Source organism: Paraburkholderia sp. RL17-373-BIF-A, from assembly GCF_046030175.1.
GTDB lineage: Bacteria > Pseudomonadota > Gammaproteobacteria > Burkholderiales > Burkholderiaceae > Paraburkholderia.
This window is the reverse complement of record NZ_JARESO010000047.1, coordinates 55,366-64,715: the sequence shown is the minus strand read 5'-3', so window position 1 is coordinate 64,715 and position 9,350 is coordinate 55,366. Positions and strand designations below refer to the sequence as shown.

Genomic DNA, 9,350 nt, shown 5'->3' with positions numbered 1-9,350 from the left:
TAAGAGACAGCCGGCAACCCGCCACCGGCAACCCGCCACCGGCAACCCGCCACCGGCAACCCGCCACCGGCAACCCGCCACCGGTAACCCGGCACCAAACCCCGCACCACCCAGCCTCACTCCTCTTCCCCCGAACACGCACCCGCAAACGTTCGCGCCCCATCTTTTTCGCCTAATCTGTAGAGCGACGCCCCGATCGTCGCGAAACCGGCAATTTCTCCGTTCAAGCGCCTTTCAGGCCTGTAATCCCACTGTCACATCCGTTTCACGGTCAGTCACGTTACTGTCACAAAGAGACCCTAAGCTTCGCGGTGTTCGTCTTACACGCTCACACCGCTCACACCTTTGGAGGTCTCATGAAATTGATGCAAACCGTGTTCGCTGGCGTCGCTGGCGCGCTTTTCGCGATCGCAGCGCAAGCCGCAGACATCACCGGCGCGGGCAGCACCTTCGCAGCACCGATTTACACGAAGTGGGCCGACTCGTATCAGAAGTCCGGCGGCGGCAAGGTTAACTATCAAGGCATCGGTTCGTCGGGCGGCGTGAAGCAGATCGTCGCGAAGACCGTCGACTTCGCCGGTTCGGACGCTCCGCTGAAGGACGACGAACTCGCCAAGGAAGGCCTGTTCCAGTTCCCGACGGTGGTCGGCGGCGTGGTGCCGGTCGTCAACGTGCCGGGCGTGAAGCCGGCTGAACTGACGCTGTCGGGCGAAGTGCTCGGCGACATCTATCTGGGCAAGATCAAGAAGTGGAACGATCCGGCGATCGTTGCGCTGAACCCGAAGGTCAAGCTGCCGGATACCGACATCGCCGTGGTTCGCCGCGCCGATGGTTCGGGCACCAGCTTCATCTGGACGAACTATCTGTCGAAGGTCAACGCAGACTGGAAGTCGAAGGTCGGTGAAGGTTCGACGGTCAACTGGCCGACGGGCACGGGCGGCAAGGGCAACGACGGCGTCGCGGCCTTCGTGCAACGTCTGCCGGGCGCAATCGGCTACGTGGAATGGGCGTACGCGAAGCAGAACCACATGACGTATGTGGCGTTGAAGAATTCGTCGGGCGCAGTGGTCGAGCCGAAGACGGACACCTTCAAGGCAGCGGCAGCAGGCGCGGACTGGTCGAAGTCGTTCTACCAGATCCTGACGAACGAGCCGGGTAAGAACGCATGGCCGATCGTCGGCGCGACGTTCGTGCTGGTTCACACGACGCAGGACAAGGCGCCGCAAGGCACCGAAACGCTGAAGTTCTTCGACTGGGCATTCAAGAACGGCACGCAAGCCGCAAACGATCTGGACTACATCTCGTTGCCGGATTCGGTCGTGTCGGAAATCCGCACGCAGTGGAAGTCGAAGGTGAAGGACGCTTCGGGCAAGGCAATCGCCGAGTAAAAGAGGCAATGAGCACAGCGCTCAGCATCCGTAGTACGTAACACGTTGGCCGTCCTCATGCGAGGACGGCCAATGGCTTTAACCACCGGCACTACCGGCCGCACGACACGTGTCATACGGCAACTGGAAACAGGTCCATCAGGCTCTCATGTCCGATATCCAATTAGCGTCCGGCTCGAGCAGGTCGACCCCGCCCGGCAGCGCGTCGCAGCAGAAAGCGCCTAGCCGCGCCGGCGACGTGATCTTCGGCGGTCTCGCGCGCCTCGCCGCCATCATCACCTTGTTGCTGCTCGGCGGCATCATCGTCTCGCTGATCGTCGCGTCCTTGCCGTCGATCAAGCAATTCGGCCTCAGCTTCCTGTGGACCGCCGACTGGGATCCACCCAGCAAGCAATTCGGCGCTCTGGTGCCGATCTACGGCACGATCGCCACGTCGATCATTGCACTCATCATCGCGGTGCCCGTCAGCTTCGGCATCGCGCTTTTCCTGACTGAACTCGCGCCCGCGTGGCTGCGCCGCCCGCTCGGCATCGCGATCGAACTGCTCGCCGCGATTCCGTCGATCGTGTACGGCATGTGGGGTCTGCTGGTGTTCGCGCCGATCTTCGCGACGTGGTTCGAAAAGCCGCTCGGCGCGGTGCTCGGCGGCATTCCGGTGGTTGGGGCGCTGTTTCAGGGCGCGCCGATCGGCATCGGCATCCTGTGCGCGGGTGTGATTCTCGCGATCATGATCATTCCGTACATCGCCTCGGTGATGCGCGACGTGTTCGAAGTTACGCCGGTCTTGCTGAAGGAATCGGCGTACGGCATCGGCTGCACGACGTGGGAAGTGATGTGGAAGATCGTGCTGCCCTTCACCAAAAGCGGCGTGATCGGCGGCGTGATGCTGGGTCTGGGCCGCGCGCTCGGCGAGACCATGGCTGTCACGTTCGTGATCGGCAACACCAATCTGCTTGACAACGTGTCGCTGTTTTCGCCGGGCAACAGCATTACGTCGGCGCTCGCCAACGAATTCGCCGAAGCGGATCCGGGTCTGCATACGTCGGCGTTGATGGAACTCGGCCTCATCCTGTTCGTGATTACTTTCATCGTGCTGGCGATCTCCAAGGTCATGCTGCTTCGCCTCGAAAAAGGGGAGGGCGCGAAATGAGCCAGCCCACTTTGAATATGCCGGGTTCGAACGACGCGGTCGCGCTCGAAGCGATGCGCGTGCGTCTGCAAGGCCGCCGCCGCATGAAGAACGCGGTTGCGCTGACCATGTCGCTCGCCGCGATGGCGTTCGGCCTGATCTGGCTGATCTGGATTCTGTACACGACCTTGCGCCTCGGTATCGGTGGCTTGTCGGTCGAGTTGTTCACGCAATCGACGCCGCCGCCGAACACCGACGGCGGCGGTCTCGCCAATGCGATCGTCGGCAGCCTGATGCTGGTTGGGCTCGCGACTTTCGTCGGCACGCCGATCGGTATTCTGGCGGGCGTCTATCTCGCCGAATACGGTCAGAAGGGTTGGCTCGCGAGTTTCACGCGCTTCATCAACGACATTCTGTTGTCGGCGCCCTCGATCGTGGTGGGTCTGTTCGTCTACGCGCTGGTCGTCGCGAAGATGGGCCACTTCAGCGGCTGGGCCGGCGTATTCGCGCTCGCCTTGCTGCAGATTCCGATCGTGATCCGCACCACGGAAAACATGCTGAAACTGGTGCCGAACGCGCTGCGTGAAGCGGCTTTCGCACTCGGCACGCCGAAGTGGAAGATGGTGCTGTCGATCACGCTGAAGGCGTCGATCGCGGGTATCGTCACCGGCGTGTTGCTCGGCGTGGCGCGTATCGCAGGCGAAACCGCGCCGCTGCTCTTCACGGCGCTGTCGAATCAGTTCTTCTCGATGGACATGGGCCAGCCGGTTGCGAACCTGCCGGTCACGATCTACAAGTTTGCGATGAGCCCGTTCGCGCAGTGGCAATCGCTCGCGTGGGCCGGCGTCTTCCTGATCACGCTCGCGGTGCTGGGACTGAACATCCTCGCGCGCACGATCTTCTCGAACAAGTAAGGGCGGAGTGTAATCCGATGAATATGGCAGAAACTCAACTCAATCCGATCGCGCGTCCCACTGCGCCCGCCGGTTTCGATCCCGCCCAGAGTGGCCAGTCGCAGGCGTCGTCGCGCCCGAAGATCGAGATCAACGACCTGAACTTCTTCTACGGCAAGTATCACGCGCTGAAGAACATCAATCTGCAGATTCCCGAAGGCAAGGTGACCGCGTTCATCGGCCCGTCGGGCTGCGGCAAGTCCACGCTGCTGCGTACGCTGAACAAGATGTACGCGCTCTATCCGGAACAGCGCGCCGAAGGCGAGATCCTGATGGACGGCGAAAACCTGCTGACCTCCAAGCGCGATATCTCGCTCTTGCGCGCGCGTATCGGCATGGTGTTTCAGAAGCCGACGCCGTTTCCGATGTCGATCTACGACAACATCGCGTTCGGCGTGAAGATGTTCGAAACGCTGCCGCGCTCGGAAATGGACGACCGCGTGGAATGGGCGCTGACCAAGGCCGCGCTGTGGAACGAAGTGAAGGACAAGCTCGGCCAGAGCGGCTACGGTCTGTCGGGCGGCCAGCAGCAGCGTCTGTGCATTGCGCGCGGTATCGCGATTCGTCCGGAAGTGCTCCTGCTCGACGAGCCGTGCTCGGCGCTGGACCCGATTTCGACGGGCCGTATCGAAGAGTTGATCGCCGAACTGAAGAGCGATTACACGGTGGTGATCGTCACGCACAACATGCAACAGGCGGCTCGCTGTTCGGACTACACTGCCTACATGTACCTCGGCGAGTTGATCGAATTCGGCGATACCGAAAAGATCTTCATCAAGCCGGTCCGCAAGGAAACCGAGGATTACATCACTGGCCGCTTCGGTTAAAACGCCGAGCAAAACAAGGGAGTACGACATGTCCGACAAACACCTGTCCAGCCAGTTCGACGCCGACCTGAATCTGGTTTCCTCCAAGGTGCTCGAAATGGGCGGCCTGGTCGAATCGCAGATCGTCAAGGCCATGCAGGCGCTCAACGAATTCGATCTCGACATCGCCGAACAGGTGATCGCCGCGGAAGAGCGCCTGAACAAGATGGAAGTTGAAATCGACGAAGAGTGCAGCAACATCATCGCGCGCCGTCAGCCGGCCGCGCGTGACCTGCGCCTGCTGATCGCGATTTCGAAGACCATCACGAATCTCGAGCGCGCCGGCGACGAAGCCGAAAAAATCGCCAAGCGCACCAAGCGTTTGATGGAAGACGGCGCCTCGCGCACCATCAATATCGCCGAGATCAAGTTGTCGGGTGAAATGGCGGTGTCGATTCTGCGCCGCGCGCTCGACGCCTTCGCGCGCCTCGACACGGTCGCCGCCGCGCAGATCGTGCGCGACGATAAAGCGATCGACGAAGAATTCCGCGCTTTCGTGCGCAAGCTGATTTCGTACATGACGGAAGATCCGCGTTCGATCTCGGTGGGCCTCGACTTCCTCTTCATCGCCAAGGCGATCGAACGGATCGGCGACCACGCGAAGAACATCGCCGAATTCATCATCTACATCGTCAAGGGCACGGACGTGCGGCACAAGTCGCGCGACGCGCTCGAACGCGAAGCACTCAGTTAATCCAGATATAAGGACCAGAGGTGCCGATGCCCAGCAGCATTCTCGTCATTGAAGATGAGCCCGCCATTTCCGAACTGATTTCGGTCAATCTTCAACACGCCGGTCACTGCCCGATTCGCGCGTACAACGCGGAACAGGCGCAGAACCTGATCAGCGACGTACTGCCCGACCTCGTCCTGCTCGACTGGATGTTGCCGGGAAAATCGGGCATCGCCTTCGCTCGCGATCTGCGCAACAACGAGCGCACGAAGCATATTCCGATCATCATGCTGACCGCGCGTGGCGACGAGCAGGACAAGGTGCTCGGCCTCGAAATCGGCGCCGACGACTACGTCACGAAGCCGTTCTCGCCGAAAGAACTGATGGCGCGCATCAAGGCGGTGTTGCGCCGCCGTGCGCCGCAGTTGACCGAAGACGTGGTCGCGATCAACGGCCTCAAGCTCGATCCGGCAACCCACCGCGTGGCCGCGCATGCCGAAGGCAGCGAGATCAAGCTCGATCTCGGCCCGACGGAATTCCGTCTGCTGCACTTTTTCATGACGCACCCGGAGCGGGTGCACAGCCGCACGCAACTGCTCGATCAGGTGTGGGGCGACCACGTGTTCGTCGAAGAGCGCACGGTGGACGTGCATATCAAGCGTCTGCGCGCGGCGCTCAAGCCTGCCGGATGCGATGCTATGATTGAGACGGTGCGCGGCAGCGGCTACCGGCTTGCGAAGAGCGCCTGACGCTCGCTCAGCGGTGGCGCTGTTCGAGCCCGCTTCGGATACGTCATCTTCGCAACGATAGGCGCCGCGGTTCCCATCACGGCGCATAGGCCTTTCTCTTCGATCGCTAGACCATGAACATCATCTGGGCGCGCTCCATCGTGTCGGTCGTGCTGCTGGCTGTTCTGTGCGTGGTGGTCGGCGCACTCGTGAACGTCAAGGCCGCGCTCGTCCTCGCGATTGTCATGCTGCTCGCGCAGAGCCTTTTCAGCACCTTTCATAAACAGCGTCTGTGGCGTTTGCTCGACGCGCCGGTTTACGGGGAAGTGCCGAGCGCCCCCGGCATCTGGGGCGAAATCTACTACCGTCTGCACAAGCTCGCGAAGCGCTGGCACGCGCAGGTGCGCCAGGTCGAGCAGCAGCATTCGCGCTTCATTCAGGCGATCCAGGCCTCGCCCAACGGCGTGGCGATGCTCGACGATCACGATCAGATCGAGTGGTGCAACGCGATCTCCGAACTCCATTTCGGCCTGGATGCGAAGCGCGATCTGCGCCAGCACATCACGCATCTGGTACGTCAGCCGGACTTCGTTCGCTATCTGAATTCGTCCCGCTACGAAGAAATGCTGATCATGCGCGGCATGGGCGACAAGCGCCAGAACGTGCTGTCGGTGCAGGTGTTTCCGTACGGCGAGAATCGCAAGCTGGTGCTCTCGCAAGACATTACCGAACTCGAGCGGACCGACGCCATGCGGCGCGACTTCGTGGCCAATGTTTCGCATGAACTGAAGACGCCGCTCACGGTGCTCTCGGGTTTTCTGGAAACCATGCGCGAGTTGCCGTTGAGCGAAGGCGAGCGTTCGCGCTATCTCGAACTGATGGAGCAGCAGGCTTCGCGCATGCGCCATATCGTCAGCGATCTGCTGGTGCTCGCCAAACTCGAAGGCGACAACAAGCCGCCGAGCGATCAGATGATCGATATGCGCGCGGTGTTGCGGCATCTGCGCGACGACGCGGAAAACCTGTCGAGCGATCATCACAAGATCGTGTTCGATGCCGACGAAGGGCTCACCGTCACCGGCGTCGAAACGGAAATTCTCAGTGCGTTCGGCAATCTCGTCACGAACGCGATCCGTTACACGCCGGACGGCGGCGCGATCAAAGTGGCTTGGCACGCGCAAGGCGGCAATGCGGTGTTTTCCGTGACGGACAGCGGACTCGGCATTCCCTCTGCGGACATTCCGCGGTTGACCGAGCGTTTCTATCGCGTCGATCGCAGCCGTTCACGCGACACCGGCGGTACGGGCCTCGGCCTCGCGATCGTCAAGCACGTGCTGCAACGTCACGATGCGCAACTCGATGTGAAGAGCGAAGAGGGACGTGGCAGCACGTTCACCGTGCGCTTCCCGGTGTATCGCACGGCGCGCCGGCAACCTGCGCCGGCTTGAACGTAAATGCATCGACCTGAAAAAAAGCCCGCATGTTGCGGGCTTTTTTACGCGTGTCTGTCGCTAGCTCGCCGAAGCGAGTGCGATCTCTAACGTTACGAACAGAATTTCCCCAGCAGGCTCATCTGCGCGTTGCGCGAGGACTTGCCCGGCCGGCGGCGCCGATAATGCCCGTCGCTTTGCATGAGCCAGGCGGACTGATTGTCGCCGAGAAATGCCGACAGACCTTCGGCGATCACGCGCCGCTTCAAACGGCGATTGTTGACCGGGAACGCCACTTCCACGCGCCGGAAGAAATTGCGGTCCATCCAGTCGGCGCTCGACAGGTAGACCTGCTCCTTGCCGCCGTCGTAGAAGTAGAAAATGCGATGGTGTTCGAGAAAGCGCCCGACGATCGAGCGCACGGTGATGTTCTCCGAAAGCCCCGCCACACCCGGCTGCAACGAACACACGCCACGCACGATCAGATCGATCTTCACGCCGGCCTTCGCGGCTTCGTACAACTCGGCGATCACCGTGGGTTCGAGCAGCGCGTTCATCTTCGCGACGATGCGTGCTTTCTTGCCGGCGCGAGCATGCTCGGCTTCGGCGCGAATCGATTCGACCAGTTTCGGATGCAGCGTGAACGGCGATTGCCACAACTCGTGCAGCTTCAGTTCGCCGCCAATGCCGGTCAGCTGCTGGAACACGTGATGCACGTCTTCGCAGATTTTCTGATCGGCGGTCATCAGGCCGAAGTCGGTGTAAAGGCGTGCCGTGCGCGGATGGTAGTTGCCGGTGCCGAGGTGCACATAGCGCTTGAGCGTGGCCTTGCCGCCCACCGACACGCGCCGCACGATCAGCATCATCTTCGCGTGGCACTTGTGGCCCACCACGCCGTACACCACGTGCGCGCCGACCGCTTCGAGCTGCGAGGCCCAATTGATGTTGGTTTCTTCGTCGAAGCGCGCGAGCAATTCGACCACCACCGTGACTTCTTTACCGTTGCGCGCGGCTTGCATCAGCGCGTCCATCAGCGGCGAATCGGTGCCGGTGCGATAGATGGTCTGCTTGATCGCGACCACGTTCGGATCTTTGGCCGCCTGCAGCAACAGTTCGAGCACCGGCTGAAAGCTCTCATACGGATGGTGCAGCAGCACGTCGCCCTGATCGATCACGTCGAACATGTTGGCGCTGTTGGCGATCTGCGGCGGAATCGCGGGAATGTGCGGCACGAACTTCAGATCGGGGCGGTCCACCATCTCCGGCAATTGCATCAGCCGCACGAGATTGACGGGGCCGTCGGCGTAATAGCAATCCTTGTTGGACAGGCCGCTTTCGTCGAGCAGGCGCCGCACGACATGCGTGGGCGTTTCCGCCGACACTTCGAGCCGCACCGCATTGCCCAGATGCCGCGCCGGCAATTCGCCCTGCAACGCGACACGCAGGTTGGTGATTTCATCTTCGTCGACGAACAGTTCGCTGTTGCGCGTGATGCGAAACTGATTGCAGCTGCGCACCACGAGGTTCGGAAACAGCTCGCCGACAAAGCGTTGCAATAGCGAGCTCAGCAGCACGAAGCCATGCGGATAGCCCGACAGGTCTTGCGGCATGCGCACGAGCCGCGGCAGCGCGCGGGGCGCCTGCACGATGCCCATCATCGCCTGACGGCCGAACGCGTCCTTGCCTTCCAGTTCGACAACGAAGTTCAGGCTCTTGTTGAGCACGCGTGGAAACGGGTGCGCCGGATCGAGTCCGATCGGCGTGAGCACGGGCAAAAGTTCGTCGAAGAAGTAGTTGCGCGCCCATTCGGTCTGCGCTTCGTTCCACGCTTCCGTGCCGTGAAAATAGATGCCTTCTGTTTCGAGCGCGGTGAGCACCGTGTCGTGCAGCATGGTGTATTGACGATGTACGAGCTTCTGCGCGCGTTCGACCACGAGGTCGTACACGTGCTGCAGCGACATGCCGTCCGGCGACAGTGCGCCGGGGTTGTCGCGCATCTGTTCCTGTAGCCCGGCCATGCGGACTTCGAAGAATTCGTCGAGATTGCTACTGGTGATGCAGATGAAACGCAGGCGTTCGAGCAAAGGGACGGCTGGGTCGGCAGCTTGTGCCAACACACGCTCGTTGAAACCCAGAATGCCCAGCTCGCGATTCAATAAGGGGTAGCGGATGGACATCGGCAG

8 protein-coding genes are annotated in these 9,350 nt (G+C 61.4%); 7 read left to right on the top strand and 1 reads right to left on the bottom strand.

Features of this window, described 5'->3' with window-relative positions:
* Positions 1-356 precede the first annotated feature (356 nt).
* From pstS to phoR, 7 genes are all read left to right on the top strand, one after another.
* Positions 357-1,388, top strand: a complete 1,032-nt coding sequence (gene pstS / locus P0D80_RS36890) for a phosphate ABC transporter substrate-binding protein PstS (RefSeq protein ID WP_132373614.1) — start codon at positions 357-359, stop codon at positions 1,386-1,388.
* Positions 1,389-1,536: 148 nt separating this feature from the next.
* On the top strand, positions 1,537-2,538 hold the full coding sequence (pstC, locus tag P0D80_RS36885) for a phosphate ABC transporter permease PstC (RefSeq protein ID WP_408180657.1): 1,002 nt from the start codon (positions 1,537-1,539) through the stop codon (positions 2,536-2,538).
* Positions 2,535-3,431 carry a phosphate ABC transporter permease PstA gene (gene pstA / locus P0D80_RS36880; RefSeq protein WP_132373616.1) on the top strand — a complete coding sequence of 299 codons (897 nt, stop codon included), beginning with the start codon at positions 2,535-2,537 and terminating at the stop codon, positions 3,429-3,431. The genes pstC and pstA overlap by 4 nt, the downstream gene beginning before the upstream one ends.
* Positions 3,432-3,448: 17 nt before the next feature.
* Positions 3,449-4,297, top strand: a complete 849-nt coding sequence (gene pstB / locus P0D80_RS36875) for a phosphate ABC transporter ATP-binding protein PstB (RefSeq protein WP_132373617.1) — start codon at positions 3,449-3,451, stop codon at positions 4,295-4,297.
* Between the two features lie 28 nt (positions 4,298-4,325).
* Complete coding sequence (gene phoU, locus P0D80_RS36870; RefSeq protein WP_091792610.1) at positions 4,326-5,030, top strand: phosphate signaling complex protein PhoU; 705 nt, start codon at positions 4,326-4,328, stop codon at positions 5,028-5,030.
* 26 nt (positions 5,031-5,056) lie between these two features.
* Positions 5,057-5,758 (top strand): phosphate regulon transcriptional regulator PhoB, encoded by a 702-nt coding sequence (gene phoB / locus P0D80_RS36865; RefSeq protein WP_006051991.1) that lies wholly within the window; start codon positions 5,057-5,059, stop codon positions 5,756-5,758.
* A gap of 113 nt (positions 5,759-5,871) precedes the next feature.
* Positions 5,872-7,185 (top strand): phosphate regulon sensor histidine kinase PhoR, encoded by a 1,314-nt coding sequence (phoR, locus tag P0D80_RS36860; RefSeq protein ID WP_132373618.1) that lies wholly within the window; start codon positions 5,872-5,874, stop codon positions 7,183-7,185.
* A 95-nt stretch (positions 7,186-7,280) separates the two neighbouring features.
* On the opposite strand, the gene ppk1 is transcribed toward phoR, so the two are convergent.
* Entirely contained in the window at positions 7,281-9,344 is a 2,064-nt protein-coding gene (ppk1, locus tag P0D80_RS36855; RefSeq protein ID WP_408291183.1) for a polyphosphate kinase 1, read from the bottom strand.
* Positions 9,345-9,350 lie beyond the last annotated feature (6 nt).

Excerpts from the sequence above, each read along its gene's own strand:
- pstS (WP_132373614.1), top strand. The coding sequence starts at position 357 with ATGAAATTGATGCAAACCGTGTTCGCTGGCGTCGCTGGCGCGCTTTTC.
- pstC (WP_408180657.1), top strand. The coding sequence starts at position 1,537 with ATGTCCGATATCCAATTAGCGTCCGGCTCGAGCAGGTCGACCCCGCCC.
- pstA (WP_132373616.1), top strand. The coding sequence starts at position 2,535 with ATGAGCCAGCCCACTTTGAATATGCCGGGTTCGAACGACGCGGTCGCG.
- pstB (WP_132373617.1), top strand. The coding sequence starts at position 3,449 with ATGAATATGGCAGAAACTCAACTCAATCCGATCGCGCGTCCCACTGCG.
- phoU (WP_091792610.1), top strand. The coding sequence starts at position 4,326 with ATGTCCGACAAACACCTGTCCAGCCAGTTCGACGCCGACCTGAATCTG.
- phoB (WP_006051991.1), top strand. The coding sequence starts at position 5,057 with ATGCCCAGCAGCATTCTCGTCATTGAAGATGAGCCCGCCATTTCCGAA.
- phoR (WP_132373618.1), top strand. The coding sequence starts at position 5,872 with ATGAACATCATCTGGGCGCGCTCCATCGTGTCGGTCGTGCTGCTGGCT.
- ppk1 (WP_408291183.1), bottom strand. The coding sequence starts at position 9,344 with ATGTCCATCCGCTACCCCTTATTGAATCGCGAGCTGGGCATTCTGGGT.